This window comes from Luteibacter sp. P4_E6 (assembly GCF_056401535.1).
The window spans coordinates 1-18,000 of sequence record NZ_JBFUJE010000041.1 but is presented as its reverse complement, the minus strand read 5'-3'; the positions used below and the strand labels follow the sequence as shown (position 1 = coordinate 18,000).

Genomic DNA, 18,000 nt, shown 5'->3' with positions numbered 1-18,000 from the left:
CGTCGGCACAAGATCGGTGTCAGGCGTGAAAAATATCCAGCGCCGCCCGATTTTCGCATGTACTGGTTCGGCTGCTCCTGCTGGTACAGCAGAAAAGCAACGAGATCTGCCGCCTGAATCAAGAGCGAGTGAGCGGAGTCCCGAAAGCACGGGTCTTCGATGATTTTTCTCATCACGATGTTCCTGTAGCCACCCCCCGTCTGATTGGGGACAGGATTGTAGTCGCGCATCCTTGTGTACATCGCGATCAGCTTTGCCGAGGGCTGTCCGTCGGCAAAAACCATCCCGCACTCGCCCTTCGTCATGGCGTTGGGAAAATTGTTGTGTATGAGGGTGTTCTCAAACCGCTGCACAAGCGCTCGCCATGCGTGTTCGAAAACATCGTAGGTCGTCGGCTTGTCTTGTTTGTCGACAACCACGTTGATGACCGACAGCTCGGACATTCTCGCCAGTTCGTCTGCGAAGTGGCGGAGGATGGCCAGGCGATCATGCCTTGGAATCCTGACCAATGGCCCGGGGCTAGTGATGAACCTCGCCGAATGAATCTCCTCGCGCACCTGGAGACCAAAGGCGGAGCGCATGCGCTGTCTGAAGTCTGCAACTCGTCCCATCGCGGACTGCCAGCGCRTTTCGTTGATAACCAGCCCGGAAAGCGTGAAGTAACGCGTAGGCGAGTTGGTGATGCCGGGGTCGCCGCTCTCATCGACGTACATGAGGTACACGTGATGCCTTCCTTGTCGCTGCGGTAAGAGCCGTGCAGCGTGACGATGGTCCGTCACTGTCGAAAGAAGGTATCTGTGCGTTGGGAGTCGCGTTCGATCGGTGCTTTCTGTCAGGTATCCCTTGAGCAGCTCAGTCCTGGGCGAGGACACAAAAAAACCGCCCCGAAGGGCGGTTTCATTTTGCTCAACGCTGGCCGCTAGCCCTGGCCGCCTCATCCGCACTCGGCGGAATCACCGGGTCATCGCCGTGCATCTCATCGTGGTTGAAGCGGGCGGCTTCGACCATCGGCGTAMGCCAACCGGCGGAGATACCCCAGAAGTAGAAGACGACGCCGATCACGGCGAYGACGGCGAGGTCGTAGCCGTACGGGATGTAGTTGTGGCCGCCGAACGTGGTGCTGCCCGCATAGGAAACCAGCGCAATGGTCGGCAGGTAGGCGATCAGCCACCACGCACCGGCCATGTGGCGCCTGAAGTCTTCCCAGCCACTCTTGGCGGTGTAATAGAAGTACAGCGGCAAGGCGACGACCACCAGCAGGATGATCTCGCCCGTGAGCGGCCACTTCGCCCAGTACAGCAACTCGGTGGCGAAGATAAAGGCGAGGGCGGCGAGCAAGGGCAGCCCGGGGATGCGCAGCGGTCGCTTCATTTCCGGCGCCGTGCGGCGCAGGGTCATGACGCTGACCGGGCCGGTGAGGTAGGAGATGATCGTCGCCACCGAGATCACCGCTGCCAGCGTGCCCCAGCCGCGGAAGAAGAACAGGAAGAGGAAGCTCACCACCAGGTTCAGCCACATGGCTGGACGCGGAATGCCGAAGCGCGGATGGATGTGGCCGAAGATCTTCGGCAGCTGGCCGTTACGCTCCATGGCGTAGATCATGCGTGCGGTGGTGGCCGTGTACGTGGCGCCGGTGCCGCTGGGGCTCACGAAGGCGTCCGCATAGAGCAGGATCGCCATCCAGTTGATCATCAGCGCGGTGGCCAGCTGGGCGAACGGCGAAGCGTACTCGAGACCGGCCCAGCCCTTGCCGAGCTGGTCGGGCGGCACGGCGCCGATGAAGGCAATCTGCAGCAGCACGTAGACCACGGTGGCCAGCAGGATCGAGCCGATCACGGCGAACGGTACGTTACGCCCTGGGTTGCGCGCTTCACCGGCCAGGTTTACCGGACTCTGGAAGCCGTTGAAGCTGAAGACGATGCCGGAGATGGCGACGGCCGTAAGGATCGACGAGATGTCGATGGCGTGCGTGCCGCCATTGGCGCCAATGTGGAAGTTGCCCGGGTTGTAGCTGGTGCAGATGAGCGCGATGCCCGTGGCTGCCGGCACGACGAGCTTGAAGATGGTGATCGCCGTGTTGCTCTTGGCGAACAGCTTCACGCTCCAGAAGTTCAGGAAGAAATAGACCAGGACCAGCACCGCGGCAATGGCCAGGCCGGGCGGGGTCAGCTCGCCGTGGCCGTTGGTCACCACGTACAGGCCCTTGGTCCACTGTGCCCATTCCCACGGCCAGGAGGCCATGTACTGGACGGAGGCTTCGGCCTCGACCGGGATGACCGAGACGATGGCGATCCAGTTGGCCCAGCCAGCGATGAAGCCGACCAGCGAGCCATGCGAGTAGTGGCCGTAGCGCACCATGCCGCCGGACTCGGGGAACATCGCGCCCAGTTCCGCATAGGTGAGGGCGATGAACAGGATGATGACGGCGCCGATGATCCAGGCGTAAACCGCGCCGGGGCCTGCAAGCTGGGCAGCGTGCCAGGCGCCGAAGAGCCAGCCTGAGCCGATGATCGAGCCCAGGCCGGTAAGCATCAGGGCGAAAGCGCCGACATCGCGGCGGATAGCGTGGTGGGACATGATGACTCCGGTCGGACGGGACGGGGGAACCCGGCCCATGGCGGCACAAGGGCGGGATGATGACAGCCCCGGCTCCGCATGTCAGCCAGCGGATGCCCTCGCCAAACCGGGCTCTCGTCGATATACACTGGCCGACGCGGTAGGGATGAAGGGGTTCGGATGCGTTCGAAGGTGGTCGCCAGCGGCGTGTTGTTCATTGCCATTTCGGTATGCGGCGTTGCCGCAGCCGATGAGCAATGGAACGACAAAGGCCGGCTGATCGATTCAGAGTCCTACGACCGTACCGCCAAGGGTTTTTACTTCACTCTCTACCCTGGCGAGGACCCTGTCGAATCCGTGCGGCGGTGCGCCATTACGATGCGCGAACTGGGGCACCTGGCCTCGGTATCGTGCTTCGCCTATACCAGTAAGCAGCGCTTCGACACCCGTCGCGGCAAGCTGCGCATCTGCTACACGGCGGTCGCCAACTGGTGGGGACAGGACGAGCCGGTCCGTGTCGAGACCGTCGACCGGCTACCCCGGATGTGCCCGACCCGGTAGGGCGGCCTCAGCACTCGATAACGTTGACGGCTAAGCCCCCGCGGGAGGTTTCCTTGTACTTGTCCTTCATGTCGCGGCCGGTGTCGCGCATGGTGGCGATGACCTTGTCCAGCGATACGTGATGCTTGCCGTCGCTCTTGAGCGACATGCGGCTGGCGTTGATCGCCTTGACCGCGCCCATGGCATTGCGCTCGATGCAGGGAATCTGCACCAGGCCACCGATGGGGTCGCAGGTGAGGCCCAGGTTGTGCTCCATGCCGATCTCGGCGGCATTCTCGACCTGGCGCACACTGCCACCCAGGGCGGCGGTAAGACCGCCAGCGGCCATCGAGCAGGCCACGCCCACCTCGCCCTGGCAACCCACCTCGGCGCCGGAGATCGAGGCGTTCTCCTTGTAGAGGATGCCAATGGCCCCGGCCGTGAGGAGAAACTCAATCACGCCGTCTTCCGAGGCGTTCGGGCAGAAGTGCCGGTAATAGTGCAAAACGGCGGGGACGATGCCCGCTGCGCCATTGGTCGGCGCGGTAACCACGCTGCCGCCGGCGGCGTTCTCTTCGTTCACCGCCAGCGCGTACAGATTCACCCAGTCGAGAATGGTGAGCGGGTCGCGCAGCGCGGCTTCCGGCTGCGAACGCAGTTCGGCGACCATCGACGGTGCGCGGCGCTGGACCTTCAGCCCGCCTGGCAGGGTGCCCGGCGAGCGCAGACCGCGCGAAACGCAGTCCTGCATCGCCTTCCAGATGACCAGCAGGCCAGCGCGGGTTTCCGCTTCGGGGCGCCAGATGCTCTCGTTGCGCATCATCAGCTGGGCAATGGTCAGGCCGTTTTCCTCGCACAGGGCGAGCATCTGGTCGCCACTGCTGAAGGGGAAGGGCTGCTCGCTGGTGTCCGCCACGATGCGGTCTTCGGCAGCTTCGTCCGGATTGACCACGAAACCGCCGCCGACCGAGTAATAGTCGCGCGTGGCCAGTTCGTTGCCGTCGGCGTCGTAGGCCGAGAAGCGCATGCCGTTGGTGTGGAAGGGGAGCTTCTGGCGCTTGTTGAAGACCAGGTCGGTCTTTTCGTCGAAGTCGATCTCGTGACGGCCCAGGATGCGAATGCGCTTACTGGAGCGAATGCGCTCCAGCGTGGCCGGGATCTCGTCGGGGTTGACCTTGTCCGGCCACTCGCCTTCGAAGCCGAGCAGAACGGCCTTGTCGGTGCCGTGGCCACGGCCGGTCATCGCCAGCGAGCCGAACAGCTCGCAGCGCACGCGCGCTACGCGCTCGAGCACGCCCTTCTCGGCAAGCCAGTGTTCGGCAAAGCGTGCGGCGGCGCGCATCGGCCCCACGGTATGGGAGGAGGACGGACCGATACCGATCTTGAAGAGGTCGAAAACGCTGACTGCCATGGCTTAGGGGAGTTGGCTACGGGGAGTAGCCGGCTATTCTACGCCTGCCTGCCACTGACCCCATACACCTGCGCATGTCCGACTTCACCCTCTTCCAGCGAGACGACTGTCACCTTTGCGACCTCGCGTTGGAGGTGCTGGCGCAGGCGCGTTTTCCGGAGTTCGTCCCGGTGTGGATCGATGAGGACGAGGCTCTGGAGGCGCGCTATGGGGCGCGGGTGCCGGTGCTGCAACGAGGGGATGGCGTCGAGCTGGACTGGCCGTTCGACGCCGAGGCGGTGAGCCGATTTATCGGCACATGAGACATGTGGGAGCCGAGTTATCGGCGAATGGAGGGGGGGCGGCGTCACCGCTTTGTTGGCTTTTCGCCGATGAATCGGCTCCTACATTTACCTATTTGCGCAGGTGGCGGAGGATTTCCTCGCGTGCTTCGCGCAGGATGGAGTCGCGGTCGAGGCTGGCCACGATGTCGGCGACCGCCCGTTTGGCGCCGTGTTCGCCCCAGGACTTGCCCGTGATGAGGTAATGCTCAGCGGCGCGTCCTATCAGTACCGTCGCATACCAGCCCAAGGCACCCTGGGCAGCGGCAGTGACGACGACGGACAGGCCGCCGCTGAGTCCCTTAAGGGCGGACGCTACCAGTTGCACGCCCCACACGGCGCCCATCAGCGCGGCAAGCTGCGTGGTGATGACGGCGACGAGACGTCCCGATTCGGTACGCGTGAGCGGCAAACCATAGACCCGGCCCAACTGCACGACCATTGYCGCATCCAGCCCACCCGCCAGAAGCAGGTCGGCGACCGGAACGGGATTGAGCGCCACCGCCACGGACTTGGCGATGCAGTACTGCCGGATGACGCCGGAGGCGACATCGCGTCGCGTGGCGGCAACACGCTCGGTCACCTGATCGGTCAGGCGTCCGGCGAACAAACCCGCATTGATGGCCGACAAGGTTTTGCCTTCTCGCTCGGCAATGGCAAGCAGGCGTGACTTCAGTGCCATGACATCGGTAGCGGCGGCTACGACGGTTTGCCGTTCATGACCTTGCACATCCGTTTCGATGACATCGCGCGGGCTGGGTCGTGCCGCAACGGCGATCACGTCTTCGCGTCGGACCAGTCCGGCACCGTGCTGGCGTAGCTGTTCGAGCAGACCCTCGCGTTCTTCATCGGAATAACGGTCGGTCTTGTTCAGTACGAGCAGCAGGGGACGCCGCGTCGACGCCAGGGTGCGCAGCGCGTCTCGCTCCTCGCGCGTGAGGTCGCCGTCGGCAACGAAGACGATCAGGTCGCTGACCTCGGCGACTTCGAAAGCGAGTTTCTCTCGCGCTTCGCCGCCGAGTTCGTTGATACCGGGCGTGTCGATGAGCACGAGGCCCGCGGCACTCGCCTCGTCCAGGCGTGCCGCATCCGCCTCGGTGGTCGTGCCGTGGAGCACGCCGACCGCAAAGGCGTCGCGACCGAGCAGGGCGTTGCCCAGCGCGGACTTGCCGGCAGAGACCCGGCCGAACACGGCCACGTGCAGTTCTTCGCGTTCCAGGCGTTCGAGCATGGTCTGGACACGTCGGAAGTCCGCGGCCATGGCCTCGCGCACGTTGGCCGGGACGGAAGGATCGTCGAGCAATCCGCGCAGGCTCGCCGCCACGGAACTGCCTCGCGCCTCCGCTGCCGTTGCGCTGGGCACGCGGCGGCGGCGGAGGCGGCCGGCGAGACCGCGAAAGCGTTCGCGGAAGCCCGCCACGGTCCGGATTACTTCGGCAGCAGGTTAAGCGAACCGTTGACGAGGACTTCGTCGGCGATGGTCGAGGTGTCCTTGTACTCGCCACTGCCGACGCCGAAATCGAGACGCTTCAGCGTGCCCGTGACGGAGAGGCGCGCGCCGCCGGCATTCGGCGAGAAGGCGACCTTGAGAGCGACCGGCTTGGTCACGCCGTGCAGCGTGAGGTTACCGTTGGCGATAACGTCGCCCTTCGCGTTCTTGCTGAAGCCCGTGGTGACGTAGTGCGCGGTGGCGAACTTCTTCGTGTCGAAGAAATCGGAACCCGGCAGTGCATTGTCGCGATCGCCGTCACCGGTCTTTGCCGTGGACATATCCACCGTGACATCGAACTTCGAGGCAGCCAGGTTAGCGGCGTCGTAGCTGATCGTGGAGGCGGTGAACTTGCCGAACGTGCCGTCGAATTGCTGGCCCTGGAACTTGCCGCTGAAACCGAGCGTGCTGCCCGGGCCCACGTTGTAATCGGCCGCGGAAGCGGCGAGGGAAAGAGCGAGCGCGAAGGCAAGTGCGGACAGGCGGCGGGTGGTCAGGGTCATGGCGTGTCTCCGGAAGAGGTAGGGGGCGCCCGCTTCGCACGGCCGAACGGCAGCATGCGGCGGAGCGTGTCGTCGCGGTCGATGAAGTGATGCTTGAGCGCGCCGCCGACATGGGCGACGAGCACCAGTAACAGAAACCAGAACAGGTAGACGTGGACTGTCCCCAGCGTATCGGACAGCCCCGGGTTCTTTTCCACCAGTGCCGGAAGATTGAACTGCTTGAAATACTGCAGCGGGAAGCCGTGGGCGGAGTTGAACGCCCAGCCCGACAACGGGATCGCCGCGATCAGCAGGTAGAGGAAACCGTGCACCGTCTTCGCGGCGAGGTGCTGCCAATGCGGTGCGGGCACGTCGGCCGGCCGACGGTCGATGGCGCGCCAGAGCACGCGCAGCAGGAACAGGGCGAGTACGGTAAGGCCGATCGACTTGTGCAGGGCGAACATGTTGATCTTCTGCAACGACGGCTTGAGGCCGTCCATCCAGAGGGCGAATGCGCCATTGCCCAGGATCAGCAGCGCCATCACCCAGTGAAAGGTCTTGGCGGCCGTGCTCCAGCGGGTGTGGTCACTGCGCAGGGGCATCGGTTTTTTCCTTGTCGTTGGATGAAGTGCGCTCGCCGCCGCGAATCGCTTCGATTTCGAGCCACACGGATACGTTAGTGCCGATCGAGTTGCGATTGGATGTCATGCCGTACGCCGTGCGATCGATCGATATCTGCGCGGAAAAGCCGGCCACCGTATGCAGGCCATAGATGGTCTTGCCGATGCGATTGACCCGGAACGGGATGTCGAGTGGCAGCGTCACGCCGCGAAGCGTCAGCTTGCCGTGGACGACGCCTTCGTCGTCGTTCTTCTTTTCGACGGTATCGCTGACATAGTGCGCCGTGCGTGCGTGGGCGGTGTCCAGCAGGTCGCTTCCCTGGACGGCCTTGTCCCAGTCGGCGTCGCCCATGTCCACCGAGGTGGCGTCGATCGTGGCGTCGACGGACGACTTCGACCAGTCGTCGCGATCGAAGAGGATCGTGCCGTCGGTGACGCGCAGACGTCCGAACGAGCGCGAGAAGCCGTTGTGCTCGACGTTGAACACGACCTGGCTGTGTACCGGATCGATGTGATAGCTGAGCGCTTCGGCGCGTGCGGCGACTGGCACGACAGCCAGGCCGAAGAGGAGGAGGAAACCGGCAAGACGCATGCGTAAGGGCCTGTTCCGACGGGGCCGCTAGGGGCCAATGACGAGCAGTGTGGCCGACGGCGGACGCCTTGTCAGCCCATGCGCCGGGAACGCATCGTTCACTCAGCGATCCCGTAGCGCCTCGCCGGTCAGTTCAGCGAGGCGGCGCAAGCGGGAGGTGCCTTCGTCGGCAAGCAGGTCGTGCAAGCGGGCGCCGGCGTCCGCCTGGTCCAGCGCCTGGCGTTCCGCGAGGCTCGCGGCAAGCGCCCGGCCAAGGCTGTCGAAGATCAAGGCGTAGGCAAAGGCGTGCAAGACGCCCCCGCCCAGCGTGCCGAGGCCGGGAAACGCTTTCATCGCGTTGCCAGCCACGGCGAGGACCACGGTGGTTCCCGTTCGCAGGGTGAGGCGGACCTGGCGCAACAGGTCCTCGATTTCAACCTCGGTGACCCGAACGCCGTACAACCCGGCCAAGGCGCGGACGAGGCCGGCCGCCAGGGCGCCCCGGATGACCAGGTCCGTGCCCGGCGCCACGGCAGCCATCGCGCCGACGACGGCACGCCGCGCGTAGCGGTGCACGATGCGCTCGGCTTCCGCGGCGCGCCACAGGGCTTCCGTTTCGCTGGTGCGCTCGTGCAAACCTGCGAGTACCGCATTTTCGCGCTGGCCTTCGAGCGCCGCCGCGCCCGGCGCGAGCAGACGGCGAAGGGCGTCTGGCAACGAGCCGAGATCGCCATGGCGTGCACTGACGGGGAGGATCGCGTCAGGAATACCTTCGCTTCGTTCGCGCAGGCGCGCGATCAACTGTTCGCGTTCTCCGCTGGTCCATTGATCCACCTTGTTGACGACAAGCAGCAAGGGCTTGCCGAAATCACCCAGCCAGCGGAGTTCCGCCGCCTGGGTGCGGGTGAGGTCGCCAGCGCAGACGTAAAGTACGGCGTGCGCACGCAGGGCCTCTTCGCGCGCGATGCGTTCGCGATCGTTACCCTCGGCCTCGGCTGAGCCTGGCACATCCGCCACCGTCCAGTGCTCGCCCGTCGGTGCGTCGCCTTCGTAATGGGTGACCTCCCGGGTGGTTCCGCCGCGCACGTCGCTGGCCGGCGTCGACCCCGGCACCAGTGCGGCGATCAGCGTCGACTTGCCGGTGGAGATCTCGCCGAAAACGGCGAGGTAGATCGAGGAGGACAGCCGACGACGGTCGAGTTCGTCGAGTTCGCTACGAAGTTCCTCAACGTTGGCGTCCGATTCGCGGAGGGCGGCGATGCGCGACTCCAGCGATGCACGATCGGGCGCAATGATCGGGGCACGCGGTTTGCGCGGACGCAGTAGCCACACGGCCGCGGCCGCGCCAAGGACGACCATCAGGGCAAGGAGGCCCCCGATCACCCAGCGTAGGCCCTCGGGCAGGCTCATGAAACGCTGCGCCAGCGATAGCGCGCGCTCCAGCGCGGCGAAGAGCAGCCAGGCGAAGGCGGCGATGCCGATGGCCGCGATCAGGGTACGAAGTCGGCGTGACATGCCCGGCATTCTAGAGGCAAGTGCCCCGGCGAATGCCTACGGATAATCAGTCCATTGCGCCTGTTCTGCCTCGACGAAGCTATGGCATCATCGGGATCGAACAAGGAATAAAGCGTATGCACCACACGCTCTTCGCGAGATGGATTCTCGTGGCCGCGGTCTTTCTGGCCGTCGTCACCCCCGTCATGGCCGATACGGCCATGCCACCGGTTCCCACTCCTCAGTTTCGCGGCTTCGGGCTGCACGAAGGCCTGCCCAGTAGCAAGGTGAAGGCCGTGGCGCAGGACGCCCGCGGCTTTATCTGGGTAGCGACCGCGCTGGGGCTTGCACGCTTCGATGGCGTTGAGTTCATCGCCCCCGGCATCGGTGCCGAACGAAACCATCCGATGCCGGTCAGTGCGCTGTCGGCGCTCTACGTGGATCGCGACGATCGCATCTGGATCGGTGGTCCCGACGTCGGTCTGGCGCGTTACGACCCCGTCACCGGTGGCTTTGTGCAATGGCGGGACGGTCTGTCGGACGACGACGTGCGCGCCGTGACGCAGTCCAAAGACGGATCGATCTGGGTGGCTACGTCGAAGGGCCTCGACCGCATGCGGCCCGATGGCAGCGGCTTCGAGCACCTGGCGATGGGCCCGGACAGGTCGTCGACGACGATTCGGGCGTTGTACGCATCGGACGATGGCCGCGTCTGGGTGGCCGGGGAGTCCGGCGTGGACGTCATCGACCGCGATGGGCTACCGCGGCCCGTGCCGTTCGCCGATGGTGCCGCGCCGCGGGTCACTCGCATCGCCGGCAGGGGCAGTGAGTTGACGTTCGCGAGCGACGCCGGACTCTATCGCCTCACCGGAGACGGGCGCATCTCGCGCGATACGCGCGTGGCGTCGCAGCACGTGCGCGGCGCGCTGGTCGACAGCCATGACACTGTCTGGATCGCCACCCTCGACGGCCTGTCCATGATCGACCGCCTCGGACGGCGGCACGTCATCGCCGACTCATGGACCGCACCGGGCGGGCTTCCCGGTCGCACCGTGAGCGACATGATCGAGGACCGAGAACACGGCCTGTGGTTTGCGCTCAGCGACGGCGGGGTGGCCTATCTGGGCCCCGGTTGGGAGGACTTCACGCGATTCGCGCACGTCGCGACGGACCCCTGGAGTTTTCCTGGCCGCGCCGTGACGGCGGTCGCGGCCCATGGCGATCGGGAGCTATGGGTCGGTGGATTCCGCGGCTGGATCCGTCGTTTCGATCCGTCGACAGGGCGGGCCTCGGGCGGTTTCGACCTGGATGCCGCGCGGGTGCAGAGCCTGCTCGAACTGGCGGATGGACGCCTTCTGGCGGGTGGCGTGGACGGGTTGTCGGTCGCGTCCGCCGGCGTCGTACGGCCTCTGTTTCGCGGCACGATCGACCATGCCGTGACGTCGATGGCCGCCGCGGCGGACGGCACGGTGTACGTCGCGGCGGTCGGTCAGGGCCTGTTTGCACTGGATCCGGCTCTTGCCGCTGCCGCCGCGGTGCCATTCGCCGAGGCGCGCCGAGGCGGCGCCGATACGAGGCAGATCGAGATGGTCGACGGGGATCTCTGGCAGGCCAGTGCCGCAGGGCTGGCTCGTCTGGATCGCGCGGTCGGGCAGATGCGCTACGTCGAGGGTGTGGCGCCGGGGCGTGTCAGTGCCTTCGAGCCCGATGGCGACGGCTTCTGGATCGTTCGTCCCGCCGCGCTGGAGCATTACGTCTGGGACGGTAGTCGAGCACGTCTGGAACGAAGCCTCGGTGGTGCGCAGGGCTTCCCGTCGGCAGACATCCTCAACGTGCGCAAGGACCTGATGGGGCGTCTGTGGCTCTATGGACAGACGGGCGTCTGGCGATTCGATCCCGTGCCGGGAAGCTTTCGTCCTTTCGGGCTGGCCGATGGCCTTGCCAATGGGGAGTTCACCAACGCGACGACCGTGTTGCTGGCGGACGGCACCATGTATGGCGCGACGTTGGGCGGTCTGGTCGGCTTCCGGCCCGACCAGCAGCGCGACCACCCGCGCCGACCCGTCATTGTCGTGCTCGGTGCCAGTGTGTCGCGCGGTGGCACCCGTCGCTCCCTGCCGATCGTCGAGAACACACTGCATCTCGCCTGGAATGACCGTGACCTCGCCGTGCGCACACGTGCCTTGTCCTATGTAAATCCGGAGCGGAACCACWTCGATTTCGCCCTCGATCACGAGGGCACGACCGCATTGCTGCGAACGGGCAAGCAAGGCGAGCGTACGTTCGGTCCGTTGAGTCCCGGCACGCATCGCCTGTCCGTTTCCGGCGCGGAACACGAAATGGCTGGCGTGCCGGTACCCCTGACGATCATCGTGGATGCCCCACCGTGGCAACGGTGGTGGGCGTGGTTGATCTACGCCGTGGTCGTCCTGGTGCTCGTGGGCGGGGGTATGGTCGCGGCGCGTCGTCGCGTACGGCAGGCGCTTCGGCTCCGGCTCGCCGAGCAACAGCAACGCCTGGCCGAAGAAGCCAATGCCGCGAAAACCGAATTCATGGCCACGCTGGGGCACGAGATCAGAACGCCCATGACGGGCGTACTCGGCATGGCCGAGCTCATGGCGAGAACGCCACTGGACGAGACGCAGCGTAGTTACGTCGATGCCGTGCGCCGTTCGGGTACGACCTTGCTACGGCTGGTCAACGACGCGCTCGATATCACCCGGATCGAGTCCAGGCGCCTGTTGCTGGAAGTCGAGTGCGTGGCTGTCCATGCGCTGGCGGACGAAGTCATCGCCCTGGCCTCGGGGAGTGCACGGGAAAAGGGCCTGGCGCTTTCGGTACACATCGATCCCGACGTACCGATCACGATTCGCGGCGACGCCATTCGGCTGCGCCAGATCCTGCAGAACCTGGTCAACAACGCGCTGAAGTTCACCCACACCGGCTCGGTGGACGTTCACCTTCGCCGCGACAACCAGACACTGGCGATGTCGGTGACCGACACGGGGCCGGGTATTTCAGACGAGTTGAGCGGTCGCCTTTTCTCGCGTTTCGAGCAGGGTGGCTCGCCAGAGCGTGCCCAGGGCTCGGGACTGGGGCTGGCCATCTGCCACGAGCTATGCACACTCATGGGCGGAAACATCGTCGTCGAGAGTCAGCCCGGTGTGGGCAGCCGGTTCATCGTGAGACTTCCGCTGCGAGCGTGTGCATGCGAAGGGCGTCGTCGCGCCATGTCGCCCTCGGCGCAGCGGACAAGTACCAGCCGACGGCTGCTTCTTGTCGAGGACGACGCGGTGATTGCCGCTGTCATGGCGGGTCTGCTCGGCCAGCGTGGGCATCGCGTCACTATCGTGGGCGACGGTCTGGCGGCCATGGCCGAAGTGTCGAGGAATACGTACGACGCCGTCCTGCTGGATCTCGACCTTCCGCTGGTCGATGGCTTCCAGGTGGCGCGCATGGTGCGTCGCATGGCTCGACTCGCAAGCCTTCCCATCGTGGCAGTGACGGCACGGTCGGCCGGGGACGAAATGAAAGCGATTCGCGATGCCGGCATGAATGCGCTTTTGCGCAAGCCGATGACCGGTGAAGAACTGGACGCCGTGCTCGACGCGGTGTCGTTGCCGGCGCAGGAACCGGCTAGCCGAATCGCCTGAAGTAGGTGAGTGCGCCGATGACCAGCAGCCCCGTGGGTAACAGGTTCGCCAACAGGGGTGGCAGTCCGTACACGGTGCCGAAGTTGACCATGGCACCCTGCAGGAAGTACCAGCCGATCGCCATGATCACACCAAGGAACAGGCGTTTCCCGAAGCCGCCCGAGCGCAGCGAGCCGAAGGCGAAAGGCATCGCGCACAGGACCAGGATCAGCGTGTTCACCGCGAACAGCGCGCGCCCCCAGAAAGCGACGGCGTAAGCGCCCGGATTCTGCCCGTTGGCTTCGAGGTAGCGCATGTTCCGGCGAAGGTCGGCCATCGAGAGGTACTCGGGGTGGATGACCGACTGCTCGAGCACATGCGGATTGAGATGCGAGGCCCAGGTCTGCGTTGCCAGTTCGGTGGCATGCGTGCCTTTTTCGTCCAGCGTGGTGGTGCGGACGTTGGTCATGACCCAGCGGTTGCCGTCATGGATGGCGCTGTCGCCGTGCGAAAACTCCAGCACCTGACCGTCGGGAGTGAAGGTGTACACGCGCACATCCACCAGCTTGACGGTCGTACGGTCTTCTTCCTGCAAGGCAATGGCCGACTTGGCGTTGATGATCTTGCCGCCATCGCGTGCCCATAGTCCGCTGGCCGTTGCACCGAGATTGCTCGAGCGCATGCGTACCTGGATGGCCTGTGCGTGCTGGTCGCCGTAAGGCCCCGCCGTCTCGCCCATCACGACCACCCCCACGGTGAGAATGGCGATGACGCCGGCCGCCGAGGCCGCGATGCGCAGCTTCGACATGCCTGCCGCACGCAGGGCGGTGAGTTCGCCGGTGGCAGCCAGGCTGCCAAGGCCGAGCAGGCCGCCGATGAGGGCGGCGTTGCTGAACATCTGGTAGAGGCGCCGGGGCACCGTCAGCATGATGTAGGCGATGGCGTCGTAGAGCGTGAAGCCGTTCTTGCCGATGTTGCCAAGCTGGCGCACGAACTGGGTCAGCGCGTCGAAACCGGTCAGGACCAACCAGACCAGGAGGAGGGTGCCGAGCACGGTCATGCCGATGAGACGGTCGGCCCGCTTGATGGTCAGCGTGGCCATTACGCGATCGCCTTTGTCTGGCGCGGCGAGTTCTGCCGCCAGAAGAACCACGCCGCCACGCCGAAGACGATGATATGGAGGACCCAGATCGGCGCCGAGGTATGCAGGTGCCCCTTGATGATCTGGGTGCGTGCGATCAGCTGCCAGATCACGTAGAGGAAGTAGGCGAGCACTGCGATCAGCAGACGCCCGTAGCGTGCATCGCGAGGTGCCTGCCGGGACATCGGCAGCACCATCATCATCAACACCAGGGTGCTGACCGGCGCGGCGAAGCGCGAGACCAGTTCGCCCAGGCCATCGGCCGTGGGTGTCCTGAACAGGTCGGTCGTGGTCGATTCATGCGCCGGATCGGTGTCGTCATCGTCGTCGGAGATGTTCGACAGCGAGAGGTCGTTGCGCTCGTATTTCATACGGCGCCAGTTGTCCATGCCCAGCGGGATCTCGAACTGCCAACCGTCGTACAGGGCGAGAAAGCGATTCACGCCGTCGCTTTCCTGGTACATGCGGCCGCTCTTCGCATTGACCACGCGCACCTGCGGCCGATTGTCGYTGTCGACGCGGTCGGTGGCGATGAAGGTCTTGCCCAGAACCGTACCGTCGCGGCTGAGCGTGTCGACGAAAATGATGCCGCCCTTGCCCGGAAGTTCCGTGAAGCGCCCAGCGTCGAGTCCGGCGGCGATCACGGATTTGTTCGCGGCGGCGATGATCGTGTCGGCCGAGCGGGCCGAGAGCGGCCCCAGCCAGAGCGAGACCACGCCAACCACGATGGTGGCGATGACGGCGAGCAGGGTGACGGGGCGCAGCAGGCCCCGCGGGCCCATGCCGGACGACGCCAGCACGTGCATTTCGCTCTCGCGGTACATCCGGCCCAGCGCCGTGAGGGTGCCCAGGAAGACCGACATGGGCAGCAGGGTGGAGAGCAGGTCGACCATCTGCAGGCCGAGTACCTCGAACATCACACTGGGCTGGATACTTCCGTTGGCCACCTTCTGCAGCACCGTGGCGAAGGCGCCACCCGCAAAGATGACGAGCAGAACCACGGCGGTCGCAATGACACCGTAGGCAAGTTCGCGCAGGAAGTATCGGTCGAGGATGCTGAGCATTTGGTAGAATTGGCGGTTCGTGYCGCGTCAGTCCTGGCCGGCAAACCACAAGTCTAGCCTGTCCGGGCCCCGGCGGGCTTTTGCAGGACAGTTAGCTATGACGGTTCAGTTCAGCCTCGGTTCCAATGCTCCCGAATCCACGGCGACCCCGGTCGCGGTGGTCGGCGTCTACGAGAACGGTGTCCTGACCAGCGCCGCCGCGCGGATCGACACCGCGGCGGGCGGGGCGATCAAGCGCCTCGTCGAAGCCGGCGATATCACCGGCAAGGTCGGCAACCTCGTCACGCTGCTCCACCCGGCCGGCGTCGCCGCTGCCCGCGTGCTGGTGGTGGGCCTCGGTGCGCAGAAAACCTTCGACGCCGCCCGCTACCAGCGGGTGATCCTGGAGGCCGCCCGCGCCGTCGGCCGGCTGCCGGTCACGGAGGCCGTCAACTGGCTGCCCGAAGTCGAGGTCCCGGGCCGCGATGCCGCCTGGCGCCTGCGCGTGGCCGCCCTGGCCACGGACCACGCCGCCTACCGCTACACCGCGACAGTGAAGCCGCGCGACAAGGCCCTGCCGGAGCTCGCCACGATGACCCTCGTCGGCCCCGCCGACGGTGAGGCTGGCCTGGCCGAAGCCCGTGCGATCGCCGAAGGCGTCCGCTATGCCAAGGAACTCGGCAACCTGCCGCCGAACATCTGCAATCCCGATTACATCGCCGACCAGGCCAAGGCCTTTGCCGATGCCCACGAAGGCGTGACCTTCGAATCCCTCGACCGCGCCGACATGGAGCGTGAGGGCTTCGGCTCGTTGCTGGCCGTGGCCCGGGGATCGGCCAACGCGCCGCGTCTGGTCATCCTCCAGTGGAACGGTGGCAAGGACGGCGAGCGTCCCTACGCCTTCGTCGGCAAGGGCATCACCTTCGACACCGGCGGCGTCAGCCTGAAGCCGGGTCCGGGCATGGAAGAAATGAAGTTCGACATGTGCGGTGCCGCTGGCGTGCTCGGTGCCTTCGTCGCCGCCGTGAAGCTCAAGCTGGCGGTCAACCTCGTCTGCGTGGTTCCCGCCGTGGAAAACATGCCGGACGGTGACAGCTACCGCCCGGGCGATGTCCTGACCAGCCTGTCGGGCATCACCATCGAAGTGCTCAATACCGACGCCGAGGGCCGTCTGATTCTCTGCGACGCGTTGACCTATACCGGCAAGCGCTTCGACCCGCACACCATGATCGATGCCGCCACCCTCACCGGTGCCTGCGTCGTCGCCCTCGGCAAGCACGCCAGCGGACTGATGACCAAGGACGAATCGCTCTCGGCCGAGCTGCTCGCCGCCGGCGAATCGACGCTGGATCGCGCCTGGCGCCTGCCGCTCTGGGACGATTACCAGAGCCAGCTCGACTCGGGCTTCGCCGATGTGGCGAACATCGGTGGCAAGTACGCCGGCGCCATCACCGCGGGTTGCTTCCTGGCACGCTTCACCGAAGGCCGTCGCTGGGCGCATCTCGACATCGCCGGCACGGCGTGGGACGAGGGTCGCAAGGGCATGGCCACGGGTCGTCCGGTGCCGCTGCTGACGCAGTGGCTGCTCGACCGCGTCGCAGCCGGCTGATCCCGACCGTATGCCGCGCGCCGACTTCTACCTGATCGATAAACCGCGGTTTCGCGAGGATCCCCTGCTGCTGGTCTGCGAACTGGCCAAGCGCGCGTTCGGGGCCCAGCAGCCGACCCTGATCCTCACCCGCGACTTCGAGCAGGCCGAGGCCATCGACGAGTACCTGTGGTCGTTCGATGAGGACAGCTTCATCCCGCATCAACTCGCCGGTGACGACGACGACGCGAACACGGCGGTGCTGATCGTGCCGCCGGGCGTCGAGGTGGCGGACCGGCCCATGGTGATCAACCTGCGCGAGGTTTGCGCGCCGGGTCGCTTCGATCGGGTGCTTGAAGTGGTCGCGGCGGACCCCGCGGAGCGCGAGGGGTCGCGTAGCCGGTGGACGGACTACAAGAAAGCCGGCTTCGAAGTGAACAAGCACGACATGTGAGGCCTTGGGTCCCGGTGTCTAAGAAATCCCGCCATTCGGCGGGATTTTTTTTGGTTCTTCACCCATTACCGGGGCCCGGGCGCTCGGCTTTCGCACCTAGCACCTCGCCCATGGCTCGCCTTCGGCTTCGCGGGGCTCGGCGTTGCCATCGCTCTCAACACTTGGGCGTCTCGCGAGGAGACCTTGGTGTCCACCCTCGCTGCTCAGACACGTCCTCCGCGTTCGAGAAGGAAAGGCCGCTSACGCGGCCCRTGTATCTRWTTGGCCTACGGCCGCTCCACTTGTGCGGAACTCGCMTCGAGGGTGGACACCAAGGTCTCTCACGACGATACGGTGRAGTGGAAGGAGAGCCGTTGGCGTGGGGCCGTCGTCGGSYCCGGCCGGTCCCRGRMCCYCGGGCGATGCGGAAGCSGTTGCTGRTACCCGGTTGCSGAACSCCTTMCTCGCGTCTGCGCTTCCATTGGCGTGGCTGCGAGGCTGCCGACGATGCTGCCGCGCTTTGGCTCGACCACGCGAACGTCAGGGTCCGGGAGAGCCTTCGGTGCCCACCCTCGAGGCGAGTTCCGCAAAAGTGGAGCGGCCGTAGGCCAAATAAGTACACGGCCGCGCAGCGGCCTTTCCGGTACGGAACGCGGAGGACGTGTCTGAGCAGCGGGGGT

The 18,000-nt window shown here is 65.5% G+C and carries 15 protein-coding genes; 5 read left to right on the top strand and 10 right to left on the bottom strand.

Translation table 11 applies throughout. From position 1 onward, the window contains the following. Together AC1DT2_RS04835 and AC1DT2_RS04830 are read right to left on the bottom strand one after the other, a co-directional pair. Window positions 1–713: DUF3800 domain-containing protein (locus tag AC1DT2_RS04835; RefSeq protein ID WP_477294762.1), on the bottom strand; the 713-nt coding region annotated here is incomplete at its 3' end. A gap of 193 nt (window positions 714–906) precedes the next feature. Beyond that, entirely contained in the window at window positions 907–2,577 is a 1,671-nt protein-coding gene (locus AC1DT2_RS04830) for an APC family permease (protein ID WP_477294760.1), read from the bottom strand. 159 nt (window positions 2,578–2,736) lie between these two features. Between AC1DT2_RS04830 and AC1DT2_RS04825 the strand changes: the two genes are divergently transcribed. Beyond that, window positions 2,737–3,117, top strand: a complete 381-nt coding sequence (locus AC1DT2_RS04825; RefSeq protein ID WP_063573531.1) for a hypothetical protein — start codon at window positions 2,737–2,739, stop codon at window positions 3,115–3,117. 7 nt (window positions 3,118–3,124) lie between these two features. On the opposite strand, the gene AC1DT2_RS04820 is transcribed toward AC1DT2_RS04825, so the two are convergent. After that, window positions 3,125–4,507 carry an L-serine ammonia-lyase gene (locus AC1DT2_RS04820; RefSeq protein ID WP_477294758.1) on the bottom strand — a complete coding sequence of 461 codons (1,383 nt, stop codon included), beginning with the start codon at window positions 4,505–4,507 and terminating at the stop codon, window positions 3,125–3,127. A gap of 74 nt (window positions 4,508–4,581) precedes the next feature. Here AC1DT2_RS04820 and AC1DT2_RS04815 point away from each other — a divergent pair, with 74 nt between their 5' ends. Then, entirely contained in the window at window positions 4,582–4,809 is a 228-nt protein-coding gene (locus tag AC1DT2_RS04815) for a glutaredoxin family protein (protein WP_477294756.1), read from the top strand. A gap of 91 nt (window positions 4,810–4,900) precedes the next feature. Here AC1DT2_RS04815 and AC1DT2_RS04810 read toward each other — a convergent pair whose 3' ends face one another. From AC1DT2_RS04810 to AC1DT2_RS04790, 5 genes are all read right to left on the bottom strand, one after another. After that, entirely contained in the window at window positions 4,901–6,247 is a 1,347-nt protein-coding gene (locus AC1DT2_RS04810) for a DUF697 domain-containing protein (protein ID WP_477294754.1), read from the bottom strand. Between the two features lie 8 nt (window positions 6,248–6,255). Further along, on the bottom strand, window positions 6,256–6,819 hold the full coding sequence (locus AC1DT2_RS04805) for a YceI family protein (RefSeq protein ID WP_477294752.1): 564 nt from the start codon (window positions 6,817–6,819) through the stop codon (window positions 6,256–6,258). Continuing rightward, window positions 6,816–7,400 carry a cytochrome b gene (locus AC1DT2_RS04800; RefSeq protein ID WP_063573510.1) on the bottom strand — a complete coding sequence of 195 codons (585 nt, stop codon included), beginning with the start codon at window positions 7,398–7,400 and terminating at the stop codon, window positions 6,816–6,818. The genes AC1DT2_RS04805 and AC1DT2_RS04800 overlap by 4 nt, the downstream gene beginning before the upstream one ends. Then, window positions 7,384–8,010: a YceI family protein gene (locus AC1DT2_RS04795; protein ID WP_063573511.1), complete on the bottom strand. Its 627-nt coding sequence runs from the start codon at window positions 8,008–8,010 to the stop codon at window positions 7,384–7,386. Before AC1DT2_RS04795 ends, AC1DT2_RS04800 begins: the two co-directional genes overlap by 17 nt. A 102-nt stretch (window positions 8,011–8,112) precedes the next feature. Next, window positions 8,113–9,504, bottom strand: coding sequence for a GTPase (locus tag AC1DT2_RS04790; RefSeq protein ID WP_477294749.1), 1,392 nt, complete (start codon window positions 9,502–9,504; stop codon window positions 8,113–8,115). Between the two features lie 116 nt (window positions 9,505–9,620). Between AC1DT2_RS04790 and AC1DT2_RS04785 the strand changes: the two genes are divergently transcribed. After that, window positions 9,621–13,136: a hybrid sensor histidine kinase/response regulator gene (locus AC1DT2_RS04785; protein WP_477294747.1), complete on the top strand. Its 3,516-nt coding sequence runs from the start codon at window positions 9,621–9,623 to the stop codon at window positions 13,134–13,136. Here AC1DT2_RS04785 and lptG read toward each other — a convergent pair. Together lptG and lptF are read right to left on the bottom strand one after the other, a co-directional pair. Then, a complete protein-coding gene (gene lptG / locus AC1DT2_RS04780; protein WP_063573715.1) occupies window positions 13,120–14,217 on the bottom strand; it encodes an LPS export ABC transporter permease LptG in 1,098 nt (365 codons plus the stop codon). The genes AC1DT2_RS04785 and lptG overlap by 17 nt on opposite strands. After that, complete coding sequence (lptF, locus tag AC1DT2_RS04775) at window positions 14,217–15,320, bottom strand: LPS export ABC transporter permease LptF (protein ID WP_477294745.1); 1,104 nt, start codon at window positions 15,318–15,320, stop codon at window positions 14,217–14,219. The genes lptG and lptF overlap by 1 nt, the downstream gene beginning before the upstream one ends. A gap of 97 nt (window positions 15,321–15,417) precedes the next feature. Here lptF and AC1DT2_RS04770 point away from each other — a divergent pair, with 97 nt between their 5' ends. Together AC1DT2_RS04770 and AC1DT2_RS04765 are read left to right on the top strand one after the other, a co-directional pair. Beyond that, a complete protein-coding gene (locus AC1DT2_RS04770) occupies window positions 15,418–16,908 on the top strand; it encodes a leucyl aminopeptidase (RefSeq protein ID WP_477294743.1) in 1,491 nt (496 codons plus the stop codon). 10 nt (window positions 16,909–16,918) lie between these two features. Further along, window positions 16,919–17,341, top strand: a complete 423-nt coding sequence (locus tag AC1DT2_RS04765; RefSeq protein ID WP_213948668.1) for a DNA polymerase III subunit chi — start codon at window positions 16,919–16,921, stop codon at window positions 17,339–17,341. The last annotated feature ends 659 nt before the right edge of the window (window positions 17,342–18,000 follow it).